This window comes from Micromonospora sp. NPDC049274 (assembly GCF_040678875.1).
Classification (GTDB): Bacteria; Actinomycetota; Actinomycetes; order Mycobacteriales; family Micromonosporaceae; genus Micromonospora.
The window spans coordinates 126,865-150,745 of sequence record NZ_JBFAQS010000002.1 but is presented as its reverse complement, the minus strand read 5'-3'; the positions used below and the strand labels follow the sequence as shown (position 1 = coordinate 150,745).

The following is a 23,881-nucleotide window of genomic DNA, read 5'->3' as shown; positions in this document are numbered from 1 at the left end:
TCAACGGCGCTCCTGGCGAGGGAGCACCACCTCGCGCAGGATCAGTTGCAGCGCGGCCACCGTGGGGATGGCGATCAGCGCGCCCACCACGCCCAGCAGCGCCACCCCGAGCAGCGCGGCCAGCAGGGCGGCGACCTCGTTGACCTCCACCGAGCGCCGCATCACCTTCGGGTAGATCAGGTAGTTCTCGACCTGCTGGTAGATCAGGAAGAAGACCGCGCAGGCGATGCCTGTGGGCAGGCCGGCGGCGAAGCCGACCAGGCTCACGATCACCGCGCCGAGGGTCGCGCCGATCTGCGGGATCAGGTCGGTCACCGCGACGACCACGGCCAGCGCGAACGGGTACGGCAGCCCGACGATCAGCGCGAACACGAAGGTGGTCGCGCCGGCCAGCACGGCGATGCTCAGCGCGCCGACCATGTAGGCGCCGACCTTCGCCAGGATCTCGTCGCCGATCAGCTGCACCCGCTCCCGCCGCGACCGGGGCACCAACGAGTAGCCCAGGGTGCGCAGCTTGTTGAAGTAGGCCAGGAAGTAGATGGTCAGCACCAGCACGGTCAACGTCCGGAACACCGTGCCGAAGATCAGTTGCGCGCCGCCGAGCACCCCGCCGAGCGCCCGGCCGATGGTGTCCGCGTTGGCCGCGCCCTGCACCCGCTCCACCACGTCGTACCGCTCCACCAGGTCGTTGACCGTCGGATTGCGGCGCAACTCGTCGAGCAGGCTCGGAATCTGGTCGATGAACTGCCCGGACTGCGTCACGATCGGCGGGACCAGCGCCACGATGCCACCGCAGAGCAGCAGCACCACCGTCAACGCCACCAGCGTCACCGCCAGGCCGTGGGGCACACCCCAGGTGCGCAGGCGCACCACCGCCGGGTTGAGGCCCACCGCGAGGAAGAGCGCGATCACCACCAGCACCAGGATGCCGCCGGCATTGCGAATCCCCAGATACAGGGTGTACGCCAGCAGCACGCCCAGCGCGCCCGTGAAGCCGATCAGGAAGCTGCTGCGTCGCAGCGGACGTCCCGGCGTGCCGAACTTCCCCGACGGCACCGCAGGCGGCTCCTCCGGGTCGACTCCCGGGGCAGGAACCGGCACCGGCGGCGGAGTCTCCTCCGACGGTGGCGTCTGCGCTGGTGGGGGACTCGGGGTCGTGCCCGGGTCGTCGGCCGACGGGTCGTGCTGTGGCACCAGGGGCCTCCCGGCTCAGGCGGTCCGACGACGGGCGACGGCCACGAACGCCCGCCAGGCGGGCGGCGCGAACACCAGCACCGGACCGGACGGATCCCTGCTGTCGCGCACTCCCACCACCCCGGGCAGATTGTCCGCCATCTCGACGCACTCACTGTTACCGCTGCGAGTGGAGGTGCGCCAAACTGCGCCGCTCAGGTGCATGAACCCACTGCTTCCTTCACGAGGTCGATCGAGTGCCGATGAGAGAGCGAACCGTCTCCCATCGTGAGAGCAGCGTAGCCACGTCACCATCCAGGACTGATCCACTCGGCTTGCAGGAAATCGGGGTGTCCGGGGTAGCCGGACACCCCGATTTCGCTGATGTCGTGTCGATCTTGAGGCCACAGTGGCCTGGTGGCGTACCCGTCAGTCCTTTTCGACCGTGACCTTGCTGGGCTTGGCGCTGCGCTCGTCGGTGGTCGGCTTGCTGGGCCGCTTGCCGTTCTCACCGGTGCTGGTGATCTTCGTCGGCTTGGCGCCCCGGCCACCCTCGCCCGGAACGGCCGCCACGGTGGGCTCGCCGTCCACCCCGGCGCTGGCTGTGCCGCCGTCGACAGTGGTCATCGGCTCGGCCACCGGGCGGGTCGTGGACTGCCCGGACTCGCTGCCCGCCGAGGCGTTCGCCGGCTGCCGGGCGTCGTCGGGCTCACCCGTGCGACCGTTCACGCTGCCGGCATCGGCAAGCACGCCGGCGTCGTCGGGCTCGCCCTTGCGACCGCTCGCCGCGCCGGCGTCGGCGGGTGCGGTAGTCCCGTCGTCACCGATGCCCGACCCGGTCGCGGCCTCGCCGCCCGTCGGCGCGGACACGGACGCGGTCCCGGACGGCGCGTCGCGGCGGCCGTCCGTGGCCGGTGCCGTCGGGCCGTCGATCGGGCCGGTGGTGCCGCGCAGCCGCACCTCGGCCATCTGCCGTTCGAGCTCGTCGGACTCCTGCCGCGCCTTCCAGGTCTCCTGCCGCAGGTCGGCGAGCTGCTGCTGAGCCTGGGCGATCTCCAACATCACCTGGGCGAGCTGCTGTCGGCCGGCCGCCGACTCCTGCTGGGTGGCCGCCAGGTGCTGCTGCGTGGTCGCCAGGTGCTGCTGGGTGGTGGCCGCGTACTCCTCGAACTGGCGGCGCGAGGCCGCGACGTGCTCGTCGGCCTTGCGACGCTTGTCGCCCGCCTCCGTCTCGGCGCGGCGCAACAGCTCGGCCGCCTCCGTCTCGGCGCGCTCGCGCAGGCCCGACGCATCCCGCTCGGCCGCCAGGCGGATCGCCTCGGCACCCTGCTCGATCTCGTTCTTGCGAGCGGTGTACTCGGTCTCCAGCGCGTCCTTGCGGGTCGAGTAATCGGTCTCCAGCTCATCGCGCCGGGCGGTGAAGCTCGACTCCAGCTCGGTGCTGCGCGCGGTCCAGCCCGACTCCAGCTCCTGCTGGCGGGACTCGTGCTGCTTGTCCAGCTCGTCGCGGCGCTTGGCGAACTCCTGCTCGGCGGTGGACCGCAGCTGGGCCAGCTCGCGATCGGCCGCCTCGCGCCGAGAGTTGACCTCCTGCTCCACGCCGGCCCGCCAGGCGCCCAGCTCCTGCTGGGTCTGCGCCCGGGACTGCTGCACGTACGCCTCGGTCTCGCTGCGCATCCGCTGCACGTACGCCTCGGTCTCGGCGCGGCTGCGCTTGGCCGACTCGGACGCCTGCGTGGTCAGCCGCTCGGCCTCCTGCTGAGCCTTGGCGCGCGTGGCCCGGCCGGCCATCGACGCGTCGTCGATGATCTGCTTGGCCTCCTGCTGTGCCTTGGCGTGAGTCGCCCGGCCCGCCTCGGTCGCCGTGTCGGTGAGCCGCTTGGCCTCCTGCTGTGCCTTGGCGTGCACCTCCTTGGCCGCCTCGCGCAGCTCACCGGCCTCCTGCCGGGCGGTGGTCAGCGCCTCGCGGGCCGCCTCGCGCAGCTTGGTGGCCTCCTGCTGCGCGCGGGTGTGGATCTCCTTGGCGGTGTCCCGCAGGTGGGTGGCCTCCTGCTGTGCCTTGGCCAGCTCGTCCTGTGCGGCCTTGCGCAACTTCGCCGACTCGTCCTTGGCCGACCGCAGGGTCTCGTCCGCCTCCGCGCGACGGGAGGCGCTGTGCCGCTCCTCCTCCTGGCGTCGGGCGGCGAGAGCGATCTCGAAGTCCTTCAATGCCCGCGCGGCCTGCTCGCGGGCCTCTTCGATGATGTGCTCGGCGGTGGCGCGACGGGCGTCGATCTCCTCGTTGGCCGCGGACAGGATCTGCTCGGCCTGCTCCTCGGCGAGGGTGAGGATCGACTCGACGCGGGGGCCCAGGTGCCGGAAGGAGGCCCGGTCCACCACGTTCATCTGCTTGCGGACCTGGGTCAGGTCCCGTTGCAGAACCTCGACCTGGCCGGCGAGCTTGTGGATCTGTGTATAGGCCTGTTCCCGTTCGGCGGCGAGGGTCGCGATCTCGTGCTCCGCACGCGCGACGTACCGGTCAACCTGTTTCTTCTCGTACCCCCGCAGAGCGGACTCGAAGCTGGGCTCCGTGGTCACGTCCCCGCCGAGAGCGAACAGTTCCTCGCCGTGCGACATGCCCCCATCCTCACACGCATCGCCCCCTGCTGGGGCGATACGGACGGCCCTTGTGGGACCTACTTCACTCCGTGGCGAGGGCACCACACCAAGGGTTGGGAAACGCACACGGCGCGAGGTCACACCGGTTACCCAGTGTCACCTCGCGCCGTCGATGCCCCAACCTGACGCCTCGCCTCAGCCGGCGGTCTCCGCGGTCACCCGCTCCTGACCACCGTCGGTCTTCTTCGCCTCCGGCTTGGCCGCCGGGGCAGCCGCCGCCGGCACGCCGGGCACGATGCCGGCGAGCCCGGAGAGCATCTGACCGAGCTGCGAGGTGACCGCGTCCTTCTGCCGAGTGAGGTCGTCGACCTCGCGGCGGGCGGCCTGCGTGGTCAGCTCGGCCTCGGTGCGGGCCTCGGTGAGCAGTCGCTGCGACTCGGCCTTGGCCTCGTTGAGCGTCTTCTCGGAGTGCGCCTTGGCCTTGTCGACCGTCTCGGCGGCGTTGCGCTCCGACTCGACCCGACGAGCCTCGGCGCGCTGCTCGATCTCCTTCGCGCGCTCCTGGGCGGCGCGGGCGCGCTGCTCGGCCTCGCTGACCATCTTCTGGGTCTGCGCGACCTGGGCGGCGTGCCGCTCGGACTCCTCGCGCTCGGCCTTCTCGCGCCGCTCGGCCAGCTGCAGCTCCAGTGCCTGGAGGTCCTTGTCGCGCTTGTCCCGCGCGTCGGTGAGCAGCTTGGTGGCCTCGGCGCGCTTCTCCTCGGCCTCGCGGGCGGCCTTGGCCCGCTGCTGGGTGATCTCCCGCTCGGCGGTGGCTCGAAGGGTGGCCACCTCCCGCTCGACTGTCGACTTCAGCTCGGCCACCTCGTGCGCGGTGACCGTACGCAGCTGCTTGGTCTCGCGGTCGGCGTCGGCGCGCAGCGTGTCGGCCTCGCGGCGGGCCTGCACGCGGACCTCGGCGGCCTCACGCTCGGCGGCGGTGCGCAGGTTGCCGGCCTCGCGCTCGGCGCTGGCCTTCATCGCGGCGGCCTCGGCGCGAGCCTTGTCCGTGATCTCGCGAGCCTCGAGGCGGGCGGCGGAGAGGATGCCCTCCGACTCGCGCTTGGCCTCGTTGCGGTGGTCGTTGGCCTGCTCCTCGGCGAGCCGGAGGATCTGCTCGACGCGGGTGCCGAGCCCCGAGAGGGTGGGCCGGCTGTTCTCTTCGAGCTGCTTGTTCGTGTCGGTGAGCTTCTGCTCCAGCGCACTCATGCGCTGTTCGGCCTGGCGGAGGCGACGCTGGGCGTCGTTCATCCGCTGCTCAGCCTCGGCACGGGCCTGCTCGGACTGGGTCAGCGCGGCGGTCATCCGGCCGATGAAGTCATCGACCTGGTGAGTGTTGTATCCGCGCAGGCCAACGGTGAAATCTGGCTGCGAGTTCGCGTTATCGAAGAACGCGAGAGGGGAGGACTGCTGCTGGGGCATTGGGACATACTGGCAGACGCCCCAGGGTGCTTCGCAAGAGCGGTACGGAGCTTTCGTGCCCTCATTACATGGTCAACTGCCCTGGCCGCCGAGGCCGGACCAATCGGCGATCTTGGCAGGTCCCGGGCGGGACGGACGCCACGCAGCGTGACGCGAAAAAGGGCCACGGGTACGCCCCGTGGCCCTTTGTTCGATCCGGATGGGTTTCCGCAAATGGGGTGGGAAGAACAATGGCCGATCACCGCATTGGCCACCGGGCGCTCATCCGTCCGGCCGGTGGCCCGCTCAGTGCCCCCGGAACCTGTTGATCGCTTCCTCGTGCCGCGCCCGCAGCTCCCCGTCGCGGACGCCCAACCCGTCGGTGGGCGCGAGGCAACGGACCCCGACCTTGCCCTGGTGGGCGTTGCGGTGCACCTCGTACGCGGCCTGACCGGTCTGCTCCAACGGGTAGGTGCGCGACACCGTCGGGTGCACCTTGCCGAGCGCGACCAGACGGTTGGCCTGCCACGCCTCGTGGTAGTTCGCGAAGTGGCTGCCCACGATCCGCTTCAGGTGCATCCACAGGTAGCGGTTGTCGTACTGGTGCTGGAACCCGCTGGTGGACGCGCAGGTGACGATGGTGCCGCCACGGCGGGCCACGTAGACGCTCGCGCCGAACGTCTCCCGGCCCGGGTGCTCGAAGACGATGTCCGGGTCCTCGCCCCCGGTCAGCTCGCGGATCCGCTCGCCGAAGCGCCGCCACTCGTCCTGGTCCTGGGTCTGCTCGTCGGTCCAGAACCGGAAGTCCTCGGCCGCCCGGTCGATGACCAGCTCCGCGCCCATCCGGCGGCACAGCTCGGCCTTCTCCGGCGAGGAGACCACGCAGACCGGGATCGCGCCTCCGTTGAGGGCCATCTGGGTGGCGTACCCGCCGAGGCCGCCGGACGCGCCCCAGATCAACACCACGTCACCCTGCTTCATGTTGGCGCCGTGGTGCGAGACGAGCTGGCGGTACGCGGTGGAGTTGACCAGGCCGGGGCTGGCCGCCTCCTCCCAGCTCAGGTGCCGCGGCTTGGGCATCAGCTGGTTGGCCTTGACCACGGCCAGCTCGGCCAGCCCGCCGAAGTTGGTCTCGAAGCCCCAGATCCGCTGCTGCGGGTCGAGCATGGTGTCGTCGTGCCCGGCGGCGTCCTCCAGCTCGACCGAGAGGCAGTGCGCGACGACCTCGTCGCCGGCAGCCCACCGGGTCACCCCCGGGCCGGTCCGCAGCACCACGCCCGCGGCGTCCGAGCCGACGACGTGGTACGGCAGGTCGTGTCGGCGGGTCAGCTCGGAGACCCGACCGTAGCGTTCGAGGAAGCGGAAGGTGGACACCGGCTCGAAGATGCTTGTCCACACCGTGTTGTAGTTGATCGCGCTGGCCATCACGGCGATCAGCGCCTCGCCCGGCGCCAGCTCCGGCGTCGGCACCTCCTGCACGTGCAGCGCCTTGCGGGGGTCCTTGTCCCGGGTGGCCATGCCGTCGAACATCCGGGACTCCTCGGCGCGGACGACCACGCCTCGGTAACTCTCCGGCACGGGCAGTCCGGCGACGCCCGCCAGCTCACGGTCCGGGTCGTTCGATTCCTCCGCTGCCATGATCGCTTCGAGGATGTCCTGCACGGTGACCTCCGGTTCGTCCCCGCACCCGCACCCGCACGGGCCCGGGTGCTGCCATCGTCGGCGCCGGCGGACACGACCACCATGTCGTCATTCGACACATCCGGCCCGGTCGCGCCCCTGTGGGCCGGGACGTTACTGAACGGTAGCTAGGGCCGGAAGTGCTCTGTGAAAAACTGCATCGGCCGATGCGTGAAGGTGTCCGACCACCCCGCCAACCACGCACAGAAGTGCGCGCGGGAGGCGGGAGGCGCGGTCGGGCGCGCGAGGCGGCCGGGCGCGAGGCGCGGTCGGGCGCGGGAGGCGGCAACTTCGGGGATGTTGCTGCCTCAGGTGCGGCGGAGGCAGCAACATCCCCGAAGTTGCGCGGATCTTGCCGGCGGCGGCGGCGGCGCCGGCGCCGGGCGCCAGCGAGGTGGGGCGGGGTGGGGACTCAGTGTGCGGCGGGGGCCGGTTGGACCAGTTCGATCAGGACCCCGCCGGCGTCCTTGGGGTGCACGAAGTTGATCCGGCTGTCGGCGGTGCCACGGCGTGGAGCGTCGTAGAGCAGCCGCATCCCCCGCTCGCGCAACGCCGCGCAGGCCACGTCGATGTCCGCCACCGTGTACGCGACCTGCTGCACGCCCGGCCCGTTGCGGTCGAGGAACTTCGCGATCGTCGACTCCGGGGTGAGCGGGGCGAGCAGCTGCACGCAGCCGCCCTCGGCGGTCGGCCCGACGGTAAGCATCGCCTCCCGTATGCCCTGCTCGGCGTTGGTCTCGGTGTGTACGCAGCGCATCCCGAACGTCCGCTGGTAGAAGTCGATCGCGGCGTCCAGGTCGGCCACGGCGATGCCCACGTGGTCAATCTTGCGAAGCCCGATGTCTGTGACGTAGTCCGCACCGGGCTCGGCGGGGGAGTTCTCAGCCATGGCGCTAGTCTGGCCGAACAATCGTTAAGGCGTACAGCTCGGCACCCCCTCGGAGGCAGGCATGGCTTCGGTGATCGTCAGCGGCGCGCGGACCCCGATGGGCCGGCTGCTGGGTAACCTCAAGGACCTTCCCGCCACCAAGCTCGGCGGTATCGCCATCAAGGCGGCCCTGGAGCGGGCCGGTGTCAGCCCGGACCAGGTCCAATACGTGATCATGGGGCAGGTGCTCCAGGCGGGCGCCGGGCAGATCCCGGCACGGCAGGCGGCGGTCGAGGCCGGCGTGCCGATGTCGGTGCCGGCGCTCACCATCAACAAGGTCTGCCTCTCCGGTCTGGACGCGATCGCCCTGGCCGACCAGCTCATCCGGGCCGGCGAGTTCGACATCGTGGTGGCCGGCGGCATGGAGTCGATGACCAACGCCCCGCACCTGCTGATGGGGCAGCGCACCGGCTACAAGTACGGCGACGTGGTGGTCAAGGACCACATGGCCCACGACGGGCTCAGTGACGCCTGGGACTGCTGCTCGATGGGTGAGTCGACCGAGCGGCTCGGCACGAAGCACGGCATCTCGCGCGAGGAGCAGGACGCCTTCGCCGCGGCCAGCCACCAGCGGGCCGCGGCCGCGCAGAAGAACGGCCACTTCGCCGAGGAGATCACCCCCGTGCTGATCCCGCAGCGCAAGGGTGACCCGCTGGTGATCAGCGACGACGAGGGCATTCGCCCGGACACCACTGTCGAATCGCTGGCCCGGCTGCGTCCCGCCTTCGCCAAGGACGGAACGATCACCGCCGGCAGCTCCTCGCCGATCTCCGACGGCGCGGCCGCGGTGGTCGTCATGAGCATGGCGAAGGCCAAGGAGCTGGGATTGACCTGGCTGGCCGAGATCGGCGCGCACGGCAACGTGGCGGGCCCGGACAATTCGCTGCACTCGCAGCCGTCCAACGCGATCAACCACGCCCTGAAGAAGGGCGGCCTGAGCATCGAGGACCTGGACCTCATCGAGATCAACGAGGCGTTCGCGCAGGTCGGGATCCAGTCCACCCGCGACCTCGGCATCAGCTCCGACAGGGTCAATGTCAACGGTGGCGCGATCGCGCTGGGGCACCCGATCGGCATGTCCGGTGCGCGTCTCGTCCTCACCCTCGCCCTGGAGCTGAAGCGGCGCGGCGGCGGCACCGGCGCGGCCGCTCTCTGTGGCGGCGGCGGCCAGGGCGACGCGCTGATCATCCACGTGCCGGGCAAGGCTGAGTCCGACAAGTGAGCCAAGAAGGCACCACGTCGGTGCGCCGGAGCCGGGACGTGGCGATGCTTGTCGAGCGGGCCCGCACCGGTGATCCACGGGCGGTGGCCCGCCTGATCACCCTGGTGGAGAACGGCGACACCCTCCTACCGGACATCGCGGCCGCGCTGGCCCCGTACGCCGGGCAGGCCCAGGTCGTCGGGCTCACCGGCTCACCCGGGGTGGGCAAGTCCACCACCACGAACGAGCTGGTCCGCGCGCTGCGGGCGCGTGGGCACCGGGTCGGCGTGCTGGCGGTCGACCCGTCCAGCCCGTTCACCGGTGGGGCGATCCTCGGTGACCGGGTGCGTATGCAGGACCACGCCACCGATCCGGGCGTCTACATCCGGTCGATGTCCAGCCGGGGACACCTCGGCGGGCTGGCGGCGGCGACGCCGCAGGCGGTCCGCGTGCTGGAGGGCGCCGGCTGCGACGTGGTGCTGGTCGAGACCGTCGGCGTCGGGCAGGCCGAGGTGGAGGTCGCCTCGCTTGCCGACACCACGCTCGTGCTGCTCGCCCCCGGGATGGGTGACGCGATCCAGGCGGTCAAGGCGGGCATCCTGGAGATCGCCGACGTGTTCGTGGTCAACAAGGCCGACCGGGACGGGGTCGACGCCACCGTCCGTGACATCCAGGGCATGATCGCCCTCGGGGAGCGCGGCCCGGGGCAGTGGCGGCCGCAGGTGGTCCGCGCGATCGCGTCCCGGGGCGAGGGCATCGACGACATCGCCGCCGCCATCGACAAGCACCGGGGCTGGCTGGTCGAGCACGGCGAGCTGCGCCGCCGCCAGGAGGCGCGGGCCGCCGCCGAGATCGAGGCCATCGCGCTCGGCGCCCTCCGCGCCCGGATCGGCTCACTGCGCGACGGTACGGAGCTGAGCACGCTCGCCGCCAAGGTGGCCGAGGGTGGCCTCGACCCGTACGCGGCGGCGGACACCCTGCTCGCCCAGCTGGCCCGCTGACCGTCCACCGGGGACAGCCTCGCGCTACCCGACCCTTGTAGGCTCGCACCGCCCCACGGCGGTGGGGCCGGCGTGAGGAGCAGGGGAGTGGGCATGGATCACGAGGCGACCCAGGAGCTGAGCGCGGCGTCGGTTCCGGCCGGCGGCACGACGCACGTCTCCGACGAGGTGATCGAGAAGATCGCCGTCGCGGCGGCCCGCGCGGTGCCCGGGGTGGCCGAGCTGGGCGGGGACGTGGCCCGGTTCTTCAACTCCGTCCTCGACCGGGTCGGGCTGGACCAGGTGGGCGACGCCCGGCGCGGCTGCTCGGCACACGTGACAGGCGACGCCGCGGTGGTCAACCTGGTGTTGGTGATCGAGGCCGGTCGTGCGGTGCCGGAGATCACCGCCGAGGTGCGGGCCCGGGTCACGGAGGCCGTCGAGGCGTACGGGCTGCGGGTCGACGAGGTCAACATCCGGGTCGACGACGTGGCGATGGGCGCTCCCGCCGTCTGACCTGGTTACCCGCCGGTACGGTCTTACTTAGCGATCGTTCAGGCGAGGGCTCTACACTCGACGTGCAGTCGAGGAACCGAGGAGGAGCCCTGCGCATGGACGCCGACGAGATCGACGCCGGACGGGCACGCTGGCAGGCCCGGTACGACTCCGCGCGCAAGCGGGACGCCGACTTCACCACGCTCTCCGGGACGCCTGTGGAGCCGGTCTACGGGCCGCCGGAGGGCAGCGCGTACCCGGGCTTCGAGCGGATCGGCTGGCCGGGCGAGTACCCGTACACCAGGGGTCTTCATCCGACCGGCTACCGCGGGCGGACCTGGACGATCCGGCAGTTCGCCGGCTTCGGCAATGCCCAGCAGACGAACGAGCGCTACAAGATGATCCTCGGCGCCGGCGGCGGTGGCCTCTCGGTCGCTTTCGACATGCCGACCCTGATGGGCCGCGACTCCGACGACCCGCAGGCGCTCGGCGAGGTCGGCCACTGCGGCGTCGCCATCGACACCGCCACCGACATGCAGGCGCTCTTCGACGGCATCGACCTGGCCGACGTCACCACCTCGATGACCATCTCCGGCCCGGCCGTGCCGGTGTTCTGCATGTACCTGGTCGCCGCCGAGCGGCAGGGCGCCGACCTGTCCAAGCTGGACGGCACCCTGCAGACCGACATCTTCAAGGAGTACATCGCGCAGAAGGAGTGGCTCTTCGACCCGGAGCCGCACCTGCGCCTGATCGGCGACCTGATGGAGTACTGCGCGGCCGAGATCCCGCGCTACAAGCCGCTGTCGGTCTCCGGCTACCACATCCGCGAGGCCGGCTCGACGGCCGCGCAGGAGCTGGCGTACACCCTGGCCGACGGGTTCGGCTACGTGGAGCTGGGCCTGTCGCGCGGCCTGGACGTGAACGTCTTCGCGCCGGGGTTGAGCTTCTTCTTCGACTCCCACCTCGACTTCTTCGAGGAGATCGCCAAATTCCGCGCCGCACGCCGGATCTGGGCCCGCTGGCTGCGCGACGTCTACGGCGCGACCAGCGAGAAGGCCCTCTGGCTGCGGTTCCACACGCAGACCGCCGGGGTGTCGCTGACCGCGCAGCAGCCTGTCAACAACGTCGTACGCACCGCCGTGGAGGCTCTCGCGGCGGTGCTGGGCGGCACCAACTCGCTGCACACCAACGCGCTGGACGAGACCCTGGCGCTGCCCACCGACGAGTCGGCCGAGATCGCCCTGCGCACGCAGCAGGTGCTGATGGAGGAGACCGGCGTGGTCAACGTGGCCGACCCGCTCGGCGGCTCCTGGTACGTCGAGGCGCTGACCGACAAGATCGAGGCCGAGGCGGAGGAGATCTTCGCCCGCATCCGGCAGCTCGGCGGGGATGGGCCGCACCAGATCGGCCCGATGACCTCGGGCATCCTGCGCGGTATCGAGGACGGCTGGTTCACCGGGCACATCGCCGAGTCGGCCTTCGTCTACCAGCAGGCCCTGGAGAAGGGCGACAAGAAGATCGTCGGCGTCAACTGCCACACCGGCACGGTCGCCAAGGAGCTGGAGATCCTGCGCATCTCGCACGAGGTGGAACTGGAGCAGCGCCGGGTGCTCGCCGAGCGCAAGAGCGCGCGGGACGAGCCGGCGGTCCGGGCGGCTGTCGCGCGGATGGTCGAGGCCAGCCGCACCGACGAGAACATGATCCCCGCCATGCTCGATGCCGTCCGCGCCGAGGCGACCCTGGGCGAGATCTGCGACGCCCTGCGCGCCGAGTGGGGCACCTACCGCGAGCCCGCCCGCTTCTAACCTCGTCGATCGTGCGCTTTCTGTCCTGCCGAACGGGGTCGATGCCGCGTTTCGGCGACAGAAAGTGCACGATCGCGGGGGGTGGGGTGGGGCGTGAGAGTTGCAACGTCGGAGTTGTGGGTGAGCCGGTAATCCGTGCTCGCGTGCGAGACTAGGTAACCATGAGCGACCCACGGATCACCTCGTCGATCTTCACCCGCGGCGCGGTCGACCTCAGCACGCTGCGCGGCCCCGCACCAGCCAGTTCCCGCCCCGGCACACCCCCGCAGGGCGGCCCGTCGGCCGGCGTACCCGGCGCGCCGAGCGCCGGCGGCAACGCCGCCATCGTCGACGTCACCGAGGCGACCATCCAGGCCGATGTGCTCGAACGGTCGATGGCCATGCCCGTCATCGTCTTCTTCGGCGCGGCCGGCTTCCCGGAGAGCGACGAGTTCGCCCCGGTGCTGGAGCGGCTGGCCGCCGAGAGCGGTGGCACCTGGGTGCTCGCCCGGGTCGACGTGCAGGAAAACCCGCGGATCGCCCAGATGTTCCGGGTCCAGGGCATCCCCATGGTCTACGCCGTCGTCGGCGGCCAGCCGATCGACGCCTTCTCCGGTGTGGTGCCCGAGGCACAGCTTCGCCAGTGGATCCAGGCCGTGCTCAAGGCCGGTGGCGTGGCCGTCGCCGAACCGGAGGACCCGCGCCTCGACGAGGCCGACGACGCGCTCATGAGCGGTGACCTGGACGCCGCCGAGCAGGCGTACCGCAAGATCCTCGCCGACGCACCGGCGGACGCCGCGGCCACGGCGGGCCTGGCCCAGGTCGGCGTGGCCCGCCGGGTGGCGGGCGCCGACCCGGCCACCGCGCTGGCCGCCGCCGAGAGCGCCCCCGACGACGTCGCGGCCCAACTGCTGGCCGCCGACATCGAGGTGCTCAGCGGCCTGGCCGAGCAGGCGTACGCCCGGCTCGTCGGCCTGGTCCGGCGCACCGCCGGCGAGGACCGCGAGGAGGTCCGCCAGCACCTGGTGTCGCTGTTCTCCATCGCCGGCCCGGACGACCCGGCGGTCGCCTCGGCCCGGCGGGCCCTGGCCAGCGCCCTGTTCTGAGTTCAATGAGTTCGTAGCACGCCAGCGCGGGCCGGCGAACCGCCGGCCCGCCCGACCACCGAGGACGGGAGCTCATGATGCGCCGGATCGCCGTCCTCGACGCGCCGACAAATCTCGGCCTACGGCCGCCGACGTCCACCTCGGTGCCCGGCTGCGCCAAGGCGCCCGGCGCGTTGCGCGACCACGACCTGCTGGCCCGGCTGCGGGCCCGCGACGCCGGCTGCGTCACCCCACCGCGGTACGACCCCGGCGACTGGCGGCCCGGCGACGGCGTCTGCCATGCCCGGGAGATCGCCGACTACTCCCTCGCCCTCGCCGAGCGGATCGGCTCGATCATCGACCGGGGCGAGTTCCCTGTGGTGCTGGGCGGCGACTGCTCCGTGCTGCTGGGCTCCGCGCTGGCCATGCACCGCCTCGGCGAGGCGGTCGGCGGGCGGATCGGGCTGGTCTTCGTCGACGGGCACTCCGACTTCCGGCACCCCGGCAACGCCTCCTACGTCGGCGCGGCCGCGGGGGAGGACCTGGCCCTCGTCACCGGGCGCGGGCAGGCCGACCTGGCCGCGCTGGAGGGCCGCCGGCCCTACTTCCGCGACATCGACGTGGTGGTGCTCGGCATCCGCGCGCAGGACGAGTACCGCCTCGACCTGCAGGCCGCGGGCATCACCACCCGACCGGTGCCGGCGCTGCGCGCCGAGGGCGCCGCCCGGACGGCCCAGTGGGCGCACGAGCAGCTCGCCGACTGCGCGGGCTACTGGGTGCACATCGACGTCGACGTGCTCGACCCTGCGGTGATGCCGGCCGTGGACGCCCCCGACCCGGGTGGCATCGCCTTCGCCGAGCTGGAGATCCTGCTCGCCGGCCTGGTCGACACCCCACACTGCCTGGGTGTCGAGCTGACCGTCTTCGACCCCGACTACGACCCGGACGGCTCGTACGCCGCCGAGATCGTCAACACGGTGGTCGCCGGTCTGGCCCCGGTCACCGCCCCGGAGGCGGTGCCGCCCCGACTGCTGTCGCCCCGGCCGACGCCCTCGCCTCGGCGCGGCAACGGTCGGGCCGCGACCACCACCGAGCGTTCCGACCGGCTCAGCGCGCTCGACGGGCTTGATCGTGCCGCGCTTGGTGGGCTTGATCGTGCCGCGCCTGGTGGGCTTGATCGTGCCGCGCGCGATGGGCTTGATCATGTCGCGCCTGGTGGGCTTGATCGTGCCGCGCCTGGTGGGCCTGCCGGCAGCGGTCGGGGTGACGAGCGCGGCGACGACGATGATCTTCCCGATGTCGAACCCGCCGACGCCCAGTCGCCTGGCGGCGGGTCTGCCGGTACCGGTCCCTCGGGCGGCGGTTCTGCCGGTGGCGGCGGTTCTGCCGGCGTCGGTCCCTCGGGCGGCCGTTCGTCGCTGAGCGCGGTGCCGGACGGCGTCGCGGCCGAGGCGGAGCCGCCCGGCATGCGCGTTCTGGCCCCGTCCGAGCCATCGGGCGTCGCGGCCCAGATCGCGGCCACGGTCGAGCGCGAACCGGTCGGCCCACCCGCGTCGGCCGGTCCGGGTCTGCTCCGACGAGCGTCTCCGCCGGTTCAGGAACCGCCGGACAGGCACGAAGCCGACACGGCCTGACCAGCCTCGGCCCACCTCGTCGTCAGTCTCCGGCCGACCTCTTCGTCAGTCTCCGGCCGACCTCGTCGTCAGCCTCGGGCCGACCTCGTCGTGATCGACTCGGTTTCAGCGAAACTGCGGTGTCCGGATGGCTCGGACACCGCGGTTTCAGCGAAACCGAGTCGATCACGCGGCACGGCGCACGCGGCACGGCGCACGCGCACGGCGCACGGGGCACGGCGGGCGCTCGCCGCCCGCGACTAGCGGAGGGCGCGGAGGAAGCGCTCGGCGATCGGGACGGCCGAGGAAGTGCTGGCCCCGCCGTTCTCCACGAACACGGCGAACGCGACGTCACCCTGCCAGCCGACGAACCAGGCGTGCGTGTGGGCCGGGTTGTCGTCGTACTCGGCGGTGCCGGTCTTGCCGTACACCTCGCCGCCCGGAACGTCCTTGAGCGCGCTGCCGGTGCCGGCGGTGACCACCTCGCGCATCATCGTGCGCAGCGCCGTGACGGACTCCGGCTTGAGCTGCTCGCCGGGCGGGGCCGGCTTGGCCGGCGCCGGGTCGACCAGCAGCTTCGGCTGCTCGAAGCGGCCCCGGGCGACGGCCGCGGTGGCACCGGCCATGGCCAGGGGGCTGACCAGCGTGGTGCCCTGGCCGAACGAGGCGGCTGCCTGCTCGGCGGGGCTGCCGCCGGTCGACACCTTGCCGGTGAAGGCGTCCGTGCCGAGATCCCACTGCCCCTCCAGGCCCAGCGAGCGGCCGGCTGCGGCCAGCCCGTCGCCGCCGAGCTTCGGGGCCAGCGACGCGAAAGCCGTGTTGCAGGACTTGGCGAAGTCGGTGCGGAACGGCACCGAGCCCAACTCGAAGTTGTCCGAGTTCTTGAAGGACCGGCCATCGACGGTGAAGGTCTTCTTGCACTCCACCGGCCCGTCCAGCGTGACCGCGCCCCGGTCCAGCAGACCCAGCGCGCTGACCATCTTGAACGTGGAGCCCGGCGGCACCTGCGCGGTGAAGGCCAGGTTCTCGCCGGTCGAGCCGGGACCGTTGGCGGCGGCGAGGACCGCGCCGTCGCTGACGCGGACCGCGACCAGCGCGGCTCGGTGCGACTCGGCGCGCAGGGCGCCGTCGGCCGCGTTCTGGGTGGCAACGTCCAGCGTGGTCTTGAGGGCCTGACCGGGCTTCGGCTCCTGGCGGAACAGCTCGGTGCCGGTGGATGCCAGCTTGCCGTCCTCGTCGGGCCGCTCCACCACGACCGTCAGGCCGGGGGCGCCGCGTAGCTGCTCGTCGTAGCGGCCCTGCAATCCGCCGTGCCCGACCAGGTCGCCGGTGACGTACCGGTCCGGGTGGGCGGCGAGGTCGTCGGCCTGCGCCTGGTCGACCGAGCCGAGCAGCGCGCGGGCGAACTCCCGGGTCGGGGCCAGGTCGAGCTTGTCGGACACGAACTTGGTGCCGGGCAGGTCGTAGATCCGGGGCTTGATCTGGCGGTACGCCGGGTCGCGCAGGGTCACCACCTCGACGAGAGCGCCCGGGTCGGCCGCGGCCACCCGCTTGGGCAGGTCCGACAGGTCGACGGCGGGAACGAGGGCCGGCCGGATGGCCTTGAAGGCAGCGTCGAGATCCTTGACCAGCTTCTTGATGTCGGTGACCTGGTTCGGTTGCACACCCACCCGCACGACCGGGCGGGGCGACACGATCGGCTGGCCGGCCGCGTCCAGCACGCCGGCCCGGGCGCCGGTGTCGCGGCGCAGCCCCAGTCGGTCACCCTTGGCGAGCTGCTCGTGGATCACCCGCGGCTCCCACATCACCTGCCACTGGTCGTCGTCGCCCTGGACGAGCCGCAGCTCCCGGTCGTACGTCCAGTGGGTCCGGCCTGGCAGCGTCCAGTCCACCCTGATAGTGGTGGTCGCGATGTTCTTGGTGATCTTCGGCTCGCCCTGTCGGGTCAGCGTGGGCGGGGTGGCCGCCAACTCGCCGGACAGCTCCTTGATCTCCTTGGTCACCTCGGTGGCCGGCAGCTTGGCGCCTGTCGTGTCGACCATCGCGACCGCCTGCAGGTCGCCACTGCGCCAGCCGCTGAGGAAGGCGTCGACGCCGCGCTCCGGCCCGTCGTCGCCGGAGCACGCCGCCAGGACGCCGGCGGTGAGCAGGGCCGCGGTGATCGCCGCGACCCGCCGGGCGCGGTTCGGCCGGTGGGGCCGGGGGTAGGACAAGGTCATGAAGCGGTCCTTCCGGTCTCGGGCTGCTCTGCACGGTAGTACGCGGAGGCTGTCCCGAACGTCCCGTGGAGGGCTCGACGTGCGGAAAGACGGTCCGGGCCGGTGTGATGAACATCGCGGGGCGGGGTATCCCGCAAGCGGCCAACCTCGGACCCACAACGGGTGAAAGGACAAAGTCCCGATCCGGACGTCCGGCCAGTGGTCCGCCGACCAAGGCGGGGAACGACAGGCTTACGCTGGGCGGCAGAGTGACCCACAACGCGGTGGGTCGAGGGGAGTGGCACCGATGGACCGGCGTCCGGCGATCAAACCGGAACCCGACCTCCGGCAGGATGACACCGGCCGGGACGAGGACAGCTTCGATTCGGCGACCGACGGGGACGGCTACGGCCGGCTCGACACGGGCGTCACAGGGCTGACCGGGTCGAGCATCGACACCATCTACGATCTGGGCCTGCCGACCGAGGCGTTGGCCGACGACGTGGAGGACGCCGAGCTCGACGAACCGGTCCCCAACGCGGAGCGCCTGGTTGCCCAGGCTGTCGCACTCGCCGGGGACGACCACGATGCGGCGACCCTGGTCGGTCGCTTCTGGCGGTTCGCCCCGGACGAGGAGCTGGTCGGCTTCACGGCGGAGGAGATGCTCGACGCGGCCCGGGCGCACCGGGACCTCGCCCAGCAGCGGGTGCCCGGCGAGTTGAAGCTGCGCATCCACGAGCCGTACGCCGACCAGCACCACACCGTCGTCGAGATCGTCACCGACGACATGCCGTTCCTGGTCGACTCGGTGACCGCGCTGCTCAACTCGTACCACCTGGACGTGCACCTGCTGGTGCACCCGCTGGTGGTGGTCCGGCGCGAGCCGCTGGGCCGCCTCACCGAGGTTTCGGCGGACGTGGAACCGGACGACGCGATCGCCGGGGACATCATCGAGAGCTGGATGCGGATCGAGATCGACCCGGTCCGGGACGCCGCCGAGCGCGACCGCCTGCGCGGTGAGCTGCAACGAGTGCTCACCGACGTGCGGGAGGCCGTGGAGGACTGGCCGAAGATGCGTCAGCGGGCGCTCGCGCTCGCCGACGAGCTGGCGTCGGCCCGCACCTCGGAAAACCGTCCGCCGGTGCCGGAGAAGGACATCACCGACTCGGTGGAGCTGCTGCGCTGGCTGGCGCACGACCACTTCACGTTCCTCGGCTACCGCGAGTACCGGCTGGTGGACGCCCCGGACGGGAACCCGTCCGACCCGGTGGACGGCAAGGCGCTGGAGGCGGTGCTCGGCACCGGCCTGGGCATCCTGCGCTCGGACTCCCCGGAGGCCCGATCGCTGTCGTCGATGACGCACGAGGCACACGAGAAGGTGCTGGAGAAGCGTCTGCTCATCATCACCAAGGCAAACTCGCGGGCCACCGTGCACCGCTCGGCGTACCTGGACTACATCGGGTTCAAGATCTTCAACGAGGTCGGCGAGGTCATCGGGGAGCGGCGCTTCCTGGGCCTGTTCTCCACCGCGGCGTACCGGACCAGTGTCCGCGAGCTGCCTGTGGTACGTCGGAAGGTCGCGGAGGTGCTCGACCGCTCCGGCCTGAGCCGGCGCAGCCACTCCGGCAAGGATCTGCTGCAGATCCTGGAGACCTACCCGCGCGACGAGCTGTTCCAGATCAAGACCGACGACCTGTACCACGCGGTGATCGGTGTGCTGCGGATGGCGGGCCGCCGGCAGTTGCGGGTGTTCCTGCGCCGCGACGCGTACGGGCGGTTCATCTCCTGCCTGATCTACCTACCCCGGGACCGGTTCACCACCCAGAACCGGCTGCGCATGCAGGACATCCTGCTGCGTGAGCTGAACGGCGTCGGGGTCGATTACACCACCCGGGTCACCGAGTCGATGCTGGCCCGGATCCACTTCATCGTCCGCACCGACCCGACCCGGCCGCCCGGCGACATCGACGCCGACCTGCTGGCCGAGGAGCTGGCCGACGCGACCCGGCTCTGGGACGACGACTACCGCCTGGTGCTGGAGCGCAAGCTCGGCGACGAGCAGGCCAAGCACCTGTTCGCCAGGTACGCCGACGCGTTCCCGGAGGGTTACAAGGACGGGCACACGCCGTACGAGGCGATGAAGGACCTGGCCAAGCTCGAGCTGCTGGAGGAGCCCGGCCAGCTGGAGATGCACCTGTTCCGCAAGCAGCTCGCGCCGAGGCCGGGCACCCGCGTGCCCGGCGCGGACCTGGCCGACAGCATGAACGTGCGGTTCAAGGTCTACCGGTACGGCGAGCCGATGATGCTCTCCGCCGTGCTGCCGGTGCTGCACTCGCTCGGCGTCCGCGTGGTCGACGAGCACCCGTACGAGGTGGACCGGATCGACGGTCGGGTCTACCTGTACGACTTCGGCCTCATGCTGCCCGAGGGGCACCACGAGCTGTCCGAGGTACGCCCGCACGTGGAGAACGCGTTCGCGGCGGCGTGGCGCGGCGAGGCCGAGGTGGACCGGTTCAACGAGCTGGTGCTGCGCGCCGGGCTGACCTGGCGGCAGGTGGTGGTGCTGCGGGCGTACGCGAAGTACCTGCGGCAGGCCGGGACGGTCTTCTCGCAGGACTACATGGAGCAGACCTTCATCGCGTACCCGAAGCTCGCCAGCCTGCTGGTGGAGCTGTTCGAGACCCGGTTCGCGCCGGGCGAGTTGACCGCCGAGCAGCGGCAGCAGCGCAGCGGCGAGCTGGTGGAGACGATCCGGGGCGCGCTTGACGACGTGGCGAGCCTCGACCAGGACCGGATCCTGCGCTCGTACCTGACGCTGATCGAGGCGACCCTGCGGACCAGCTTCTACCAGAAGCCGGTCGGCGGGCGTCCGAAGGCGTACGTGGCGTTCAAGCTCGACCCGCAGGCCATCCCGGACCTGCCGGCGCCCCGGCCGAAATTCGAGATCTTCGTCTACTCGCCCCGGTTCGAGGGCGTACACCTGCGGTTCGGGCCGGTGGCCCGGGGTGGGTTGCGCTGGTCCGACCGTCGGGAGGACTTCCGCACCGAGGTGCTCGGCCTGGTCAAGGCGCAGATGGTGAAGAACACCGTGATCGTGCCGGTGGGCGCCAAGGGCGGCTTCGTGCTGAAGCAGAAGCCGGGCGACCGGGACGAGGCGGTCGCCTGCTACCAGGAGTTCGTCGGTGCCATGCTGGACGTCACGGACAACATCGTCAGCGGGCACATCGTGCCGCCCGAGGACGTGGTCCGGCACGACGGCGACGACCCGTACCTGGTGGTGGCCGCGGACAAGGGAACGGCGACGTTCTCCGACATCGCCAACGAGATCTCCGTGGCGCACAACTTCTGGCTGGGCGACGCGTTCGCCTCCGGCGGTTCGGCCGGCTACGACCACAAGAAGATGGGCATCACCGCCCGAGGTGCGTGGGAGTCGGTCAAGCGGCACTTCCGGGAGTTGGGTCTGGACACCCAGGCCCAGGACTTCACCGTCGTCGGCGTCGGCGACATGTCCGGCGACGTGTTCGGTAACGGGATGCTGCTCTCCGAGCACATCCGGCTGGTGGCCGCCTTCGACCACCGGCACATCTTCCTCGACCCGGAGCCGGACGCGGCCACCTCGTACGCCGAGCGTCGCCGGCTGTTCGACCTGCCCCGGTCCTCGTGGGAGGACTACAACCCGGAGCTGATCTCGGCCGGGGGCGGCATCTTCCCGCGTACCGCGAAGTCCATCCCGCTCACGCCGCAGGTCCGGGCGGCGATCGGCCTGGACGACGACGTCACGCAGCTCTCGCCGCAGGAGTTGATGAAGGCGATCGTCACCGCCCCGGTGGACCTGTTCTGGAACGGCGGCATCGGCACGTACGTCAAGGCGTCCACCCAGACCAACGCCGAGGTGGGCGACAAGTCCAACGACGCGATCCGGGTGGACGGTCGCAGCCTGCGCTGCCGGGTGGCGGGCGAGGGCGGCAACCTGGGCTGGACCCAGCTCGGCCGCATCGAGTACGCGTTGACAGGTGGCCGCATCTACACCGACTTCATCGACAACGCGGCCGGGGTGGACACCTCCGACCACGAGGTGAACATCAAGATCCTCCTGAACACCGCTGTCGCTGACGGTGAGCTGACCACTGCCGAGCGGGACGAGTTGCTGGCCGGGATGACCGAGGAGGTCGCCGAGCTGGTGCTGCGGGACAACTACGACCAGGCCCGGGCCATCAACAACGCCCAGGCCCAGGCCGCCTCGCTGCTTCCCGTGCACCGTCGGATGATCAACGAGTTGGAGCGTTCCGGCGCGTTGGACCGGTCGCTGGAGGCGCTGCCGCCGGACGAGGAACTGGCGGTGCGCAGCGAGTCCGGGCTGACCGCGCCGGAGTTCGCGGTGCTGCTCGCGTACGTCAAGATCGTCCTGGAGCGGGAGATCCTCACCGAGGGATTGGCCGACGAGGAGTGGACGACCGAGGTCCTGGTCAACTACTTCCCGACGCCGATGCGCGAGCGGTTCGCCGACCGGATGGGCAGGCAGCGGCTACGCCGGGAGATCGTCACCACGGTGCTGGTGAACGAGGCGGTCAACCGGGGCGGTATCTCGTTCATCTTCCGGGTGGTCGAGGAGACGGCGGCCAGCGCGGCCGACGTGATCCGGGCGTACGTGGTGGTCCGCGAGGTGTTCGGGCTGCGCGAGGTGTGGGACGCGGTGGAGGCGTTGGACAACAAGGTCTCCCCGGAGCTCCAGACCAGCGTCTACCTCGACACCCGTCGACTGCTCGACCGCGCGGTGCGCTGGCTGGTCACCAACCGGCGCTCGCCGATCGACGTGCCGACCGAGATCGCGCGGCTGCGCGACGGGGTGGCCCGGCTGCTGCCGGGGCTGGAGGACCTGTTCTACGGCGGTGAGCGGCAGGCCATCACGGCGCACATCGACTCGATGATCGACCGTGGGCTGCCCCGCGAGCTGGCGGAGCGGGCGACCCGACTGATGTACAGCTTCGGCCTGCTGGACGTCGTGGAGACCGCGACCCGCAGCGGACGGGACGTCGGCGAGGTGGCCTCGGTCTACTTCGTGCTCTCCGACCTGTTCCGGGTGGACTCGCTGCTGTCGAAGATCTCCCTGCTGCCGCGGGAGGACCGCTGGCAGACACTCGCGCGGATGGCGCTGCGCTACGACCTGTACGCCGCGCTCGCCGCGCTCACCGCCGAGGTGCTCGACTCCACGCCGGAGGACCAACCGCCGCACGAGCGGGTGCAGCAGTGGGAGCAGTCGAACGCCACGTCGATCCACCGCGCCCGCCGGGCGATGGGGGAGTTCGACGAGTCGCGGGCGGATCTCGCCGCCCTGTCCGTGCTGCTGCGTCAGATCCGCACCCTGGTGCGGACCTCCGCCGCCGCCTGATCCGATACGCCGAAAGCGGTCCGGCCGATCGGGAAACCCCGACCGGCCGGACCGCTTCCGTGTACGCCCCGGGTTCACGCCACCAGGGTGGCGAAGACGACCACGTTGTCGTCGTAGCTCCTGGCCGCCTCGTCGAACTGGCCACCGCAGGTGACGACCCGCAGGCCGGGCCGGTCGTTCGGCCCGTACACCAGCTCGGTGGGGAAGGACGTCTTCGGGTACGACTTCACCGAGTCGACCCGGAACGTCGCCGGCTGGCCGTCCGCCCGCTGCACGGTGATCGTGTCTCCGGGCACGAGCGAGCCGAGGTCGAAGAAGACTGCCGGGCCCAGCTTCGCCGAGTCCACGTGCCCCACGATGACCGCGTTACCGGTCTCGCCTGGACTCGCCCCCGGCTCGTACCAGCCGGCCCGGTCGGCCTGCTCCAACGGGGGGACCTGGACGGTGCCGTCCGGGTTGGTGCCGAGCGACATGACCGGCGCGTGGACGCCTATGCGGGGGATTTCGATGGTGGTCGGAGCGGCCCGGTCCAGGCTGGCTGCAACGTCGCCGCGCTCCCCGTCGTCCGGCGCCGTGGCGGTGCTCCCGGTGACCGTCGGCCCGGAGACCTCGGGGCCGGCCTGGGCGAGCGGCTGCGGGGGGCGGGGAGCTGGCCGGTCCTGCAACGAGGCGCCGATCATGCCGGCGCCGATCATGGCCAGGGTGACGACGACGGCCGCGCCGGCGGCACGCCACGGTCTCCCGTGACGGCCGCCGGCCCGTGTCGTCGTCACGTCAGACGAGCGAACCATCGGTCCGCCGACGACGCATCAGAACGATCCCACCCAGCGCGGCAGCGCCGAGCAGGCCCGCGCCACCGGTGGCCAGACCACGGTCGGTCCCGGTGCTGGCGCCACCGTCACCACCGTCGACCCCGCCGTGGGGCAGTACGACCAGTTCGCCCTCGCCGCACGAGCCCTTGAGCTCGTAACGACCCGGCTTGGCGTCCTTGTCGACCTTGGCGTCGCCGTAGTACACGAACTCGCGCTCGTCATCCGAGCCGTGCTCGTCCTTGGACTCCCAGTCCTTGCTGTCTTCGTCCTTGGACTCCCAGCTCTTGCTGTCTTCGTCCTTGGACTCCCAGCCCTTGTCCGAGCCGTACTCGTCGCCCTCGTCGGAGCCGTGCTCGTCCTTGGAGCCGTGCTCGTCCTTGGATTCCCAGCCCTTGTCGGAGCCGTACTCGTTGCCCTCGTCGGAGCCGTGCTCGTCCTTGGAGCCGTGCTCGTCCTTGGATTCCCAGCCCTTGTCGGAGCCGTACTCGTTGCCCTCGTCGGAGCCGTG

Annotated in this window: 14 protein-coding genes and 2 pseudogenes; 7 read left to right on the top strand and 9 right to left on the bottom strand. The window is 71.3% G+C overall.

Annotated elements, in window-relative coordinates:
* The 6 genes from AB0K10_RS04220 to mce form a co-directional block, all read right to left on the bottom strand.
* Positions 1–1,101 carry an AI-2E family transporter gene (locus AB0K10_RS04220; RefSeq protein WP_363680491.1) on the bottom strand — a complete coding sequence of 367 codons (1,101 nt, stop codon included), beginning with the start codon at positions 1,099–1,101 and terminating at the stop codon, positions 1–3.
* 108 nt (positions 1,102–1,209) lie between these two features.
* Positions 1,210–1,398, bottom strand: coding sequence for a DUF397 domain-containing protein (locus tag AB0K10_RS04215; protein ID WP_363679825.1), 189 nt, complete (start codon positions 1,396–1,398; stop codon positions 1,210–1,212).
* A 204-nt stretch (positions 1,399–1,602) separates the two neighbouring features.
* On the bottom strand, positions 1,603–3,789 hold the full coding sequence (locus AB0K10_RS04210) for a hypothetical protein (protein WP_363679823.1): 2,187 nt from the start codon (positions 3,787–3,789) through the stop codon (positions 1,603–1,605).
* Positions 3,790–3,966: 177 nt separating this feature from the next.
* Positions 3,967–5,229 carry a cell division protein DivIVA gene (locus AB0K10_RS04205; RefSeq protein ID WP_363679821.1) on the bottom strand — a complete coding sequence of 421 codons (1,263 nt, stop codon included), beginning with the start codon at positions 5,227–5,229 and terminating at the stop codon, positions 3,967–3,969.
* 285 nt (positions 5,230–5,514) lie between these two features.
* Positions 5,515–6,870 carry a crotonyl-CoA carboxylase/reductase gene (gene ccrA, locus AB0K10_RS04200; protein ID WP_363679819.1) on the bottom strand — a complete coding sequence of 452 codons (1,356 nt, stop codon included), beginning with the start codon at positions 6,868–6,870 and terminating at the stop codon, positions 5,515–5,517.
* A gap of 430 nt (positions 6,871–7,300) precedes the next feature.
* A complete protein-coding gene (gene mce / locus AB0K10_RS04195) occupies positions 7,301–7,777 on the bottom strand; it encodes a methylmalonyl-CoA epimerase (RefSeq protein WP_363679817.1) in 477 nt (158 codons plus the stop codon).
* A 61-nt stretch (positions 7,778–7,838) separates the two neighbouring features.
* Between mce and AB0K10_RS04190 the strand changes: the two genes are divergently transcribed.
* From AB0K10_RS04190 to AB0K10_RS04165, 6 genes and pseudogenes are all read left to right on the top strand, one after another.
* Positions 7,839–9,038 (top strand): acetyl-CoA C-acetyltransferase, encoded by a 1,200-nt coding sequence (locus AB0K10_RS04190; protein WP_363679815.1) that lies wholly within the window; start codon positions 7,839–7,841, stop codon positions 9,036–9,038.
* A gap of 44 nt (positions 9,039–9,082) precedes the next feature.
* Positions 9,083–10,018 (top strand): methylmalonyl Co-A mutase-associated GTPase MeaB, encoded by a 936-nt coding sequence (meaB, locus tag AB0K10_RS04185; RefSeq protein ID WP_363680489.1) that lies wholly within the window; start codon positions 9,083–9,085, stop codon positions 10,016–10,018.
* A gap of 93 nt (positions 10,019–10,111) precedes the next feature.
* Positions 10,112–10,513: an Asp23/Gls24 family envelope stress response protein gene (locus AB0K10_RS04180; protein WP_363679813.1), complete on the top strand. Its 402-nt coding sequence runs from the start codon at positions 10,112–10,114 to the stop codon at positions 10,511–10,513.
* Positions 10,514–10,608: 95 nt separating this feature from the next.
* The gene (locus AB0K10_RS04175; RefSeq protein ID WP_363679811.1) at positions 10,609–12,297 is read left to right on the top strand and encodes a methylmalonyl-CoA mutase family protein; all 1,689 of its coding nucleotides are present in this window, start codon (positions 10,609–10,611) and stop codon (positions 12,295–12,297) included.
* Between the two features lie 161 nt (positions 12,298–12,458).
* Complete coding sequence (locus AB0K10_RS04170; RefSeq protein WP_363679809.1) at positions 12,459–13,382, top strand: tetratricopeptide repeat protein; 924 nt, start codon at positions 12,459–12,461, stop codon at positions 13,380–13,382.
* 74 nt (positions 13,383–13,456) lie between these two features.
* Positions 13,457–14,425, top strand: a pseudogene (locus AB0K10_RS04165) (arginase family protein); the annotation flags it as partial.
* Between the two features lie 809 nt (positions 14,426–15,234).
* Here AB0K10_RS04165 and AB0K10_RS04160 read toward each other — a convergent pair.
* Positions 15,235–17,193 carry a penicillin-binding transpeptidase domain-containing protein gene (locus AB0K10_RS04160; RefSeq protein WP_363679807.1) on the bottom strand — a complete coding sequence of 653 codons (1,959 nt, stop codon included), beginning with the start codon at positions 17,191–17,193 and terminating at the stop codon, positions 15,235–15,237.
* A 286-nt stretch (positions 17,194–17,479) separates the two neighbouring features.
* On the opposite strand from AB0K10_RS04160, the gene AB0K10_RS04155 reads away from it, so the two are divergent.
* The gene (locus AB0K10_RS04155; protein WP_363679805.1) at positions 17,480–22,561 is read left to right on the top strand and encodes an NAD-glutamate dehydrogenase; all 5,082 of its coding nucleotides are present in this window, start codon (positions 17,480–17,482) and stop codon (positions 22,559–22,561) included.
* Between the two features lie 74 nt (positions 22,562–22,635).
* Here AB0K10_RS04155 and AB0K10_RS04150 read toward each other — a convergent pair whose 3' ends face one another.
* Together AB0K10_RS04150 and AB0K10_RS04145 are read right to left on the bottom strand one after the other, a co-directional pair.
* Complete coding sequence (locus AB0K10_RS04150) at positions 22,636–23,334, bottom strand: class F sortase (protein WP_363679803.1); 699 nt, start codon at positions 23,332–23,334, stop codon at positions 22,636–22,638.
* 1 nt (position 23,335) lies between these two features.
* Positions 23,336–23,881 (bottom strand): annotated as a pseudogene (locus AB0K10_RS04145) (hypothetical protein); the annotation flags it as partial.

What these genes read in the sequence shown, in the direction of transcription:
- AB0K10_RS04215 (WP_363679825.1), bottom strand. Translation starts at nt 1,398, where the DNA reads ATGCACCTGAGCGGCGCAGTTTGGCGCACCTCCACTCGCAGCGGTAAC.
- AB0K10_RS04210 (WP_363679823.1), bottom strand. Translation starts at nt 3,789, where the DNA reads ATGTCGCACGGCGAGGAACTGTTCGCTCTCGGCGGGGACGTGACCACG.
- AB0K10_RS04205 (WP_363679821.1), bottom strand. Translation starts at nt 5,229, where the DNA reads ATGCCCCAGCAGCAGTCCTCCCCTCTCGCGTTCTTCGATAACGCGAAC.
- mce (WP_363679817.1), bottom strand. Translation starts at nt 7,777, where the DNA reads ATGGCTGAGAACTCCCCCGCCGAGCCCGGTGCGGACTACGTCACAGAC.
- AB0K10_RS04190 (WP_363679815.1), top strand. Translation starts at nt 7,839, where the DNA reads ATGGCTTCGGTGATCGTCAGCGGCGCGCGGACCCCGATGGGCCGGCTG.
- meaB (WP_363680489.1), top strand. Translation starts at nt 9,083, where the DNA reads ATGCTTGTCGAGCGGGCCCGCACCGGTGATCCACGGGCGGTGGCCCGC.
- AB0K10_RS04180 (WP_363679813.1), top strand. Translation starts at nt 10,112, where the DNA reads ATGGATCACGAGGCGACCCAGGAGCTGAGCGCGGCGTCGGTTCCGGCC.
- AB0K10_RS04175 (WP_363679811.1), top strand. Translation starts at nt 10,609, where the DNA reads ATGGACGCCGACGAGATCGACGCCGGACGGGCACGCTGGCAGGCCCGG.
- AB0K10_RS04170 (WP_363679809.1), top strand. Translation starts at nt 12,459, where the DNA reads ATGAGCGACCCACGGATCACCTCGTCGATCTTCACCCGCGGCGCGGTC.
- AB0K10_RS04160 (WP_363679807.1), bottom strand. Translation starts at nt 17,193, where the DNA reads ATGACCTTGTCCTACCCCCGGCCCCACCGGCCGAACCGCGCCCGGCGG.
- AB0K10_RS04155 (WP_363679805.1), top strand. Translation starts at nt 17,480, where the DNA reads ATGGACCGGCGTCCGGCGATCAAACCGGAACCCGACCTCCGGCAGGAT.